General features: G+C 65.8%; 2 pseudogenes. One reads left to right on the top strand and one right to left on the bottom strand.

The features are described from left to right. Nucleotides 1–349 (bottom strand): annotated as a pseudogene (locus ABGA94_RS14005) (hypothetical protein); the annotation flags it as partial. Here ABGA94_RS14005 and ABGA94_RS14000 point away from each other — a divergent pair. After that, nucleotides 230–499 (top strand): annotated as a pseudogene (locus tag ABGA94_RS14000) (MotA/TolQ/ExbB proton channel family protein); the annotation flags it as partial. The pseudogenes ABGA94_RS14005 and ABGA94_RS14000 sit on opposite strands and share 120 nt — an antisense overlap. Nucleotides 500–599 lie beyond the last annotated feature (100 nt).

Here is a 599-nt window from a genome sequence, read left to right as displayed (position 1 = left end):
GGCCCTCGCCCCGCTCCAGCGCGGCCAGCTCGTCCTTGGGCATCATCTGCAGCCAGTCCAGTTCCTGCTCTGCCGCATCCGCAGGGTCAGCGCGGTCGACAACCGGCGAAGGGGGCAACGCCTGCACACCGGTATCCACCTCGGCGATGCGGCTGGCGAACGACAGCAGCACATGGTCGCGGATCAGCACGAACGGCTTTTCGCAGGCATCGCCGGCATTGGCCCAGTCGTGGTGGAAGTACATCGCCGTGAGAAGGACTTTGTGCTCGCCATCGGCGAAGAACGGCACATCGAGGCGATCAGCGCCCACATCGAACGCCACCTGGGCCCGGTGTCCGGTGTCTTCCATGAAATCATCTCCGACCTGGTGCACCGCATGGAACGTTTCCTCAACGCGCTGGGCACCATTGCCTCGGCCGGCCCGCTGCTGGGCCTGCTGGGCACGGTGATCGGCATGATCCAGATGTTCCTGGGCATCCTCGACAATCACTATGGTGACTGCAAGGACCACGTGACGATCCTCGAGGCGCTGCTGGCGGCCAAGGGTATCGCCAGCTCGCCGGTGCTGATCGGTGCGGGGGGCGGCCCGACGCTGCCGA

This window comes from Stenotrophomonas sp. 3diitr2024 (assembly GCF_042136455.1).
GTDB classification, from domain to species: Bacteria; Pseudomonadota; Gammaproteobacteria; order Xanthomonadales; family Xanthomonadaceae; genus Stenotrophomonas; species Stenotrophomonas sepilia.
Note: the sequence above shows the minus strand (reverse complement) of the source record. Positions and strands in the feature narration are given on the sequence as shown.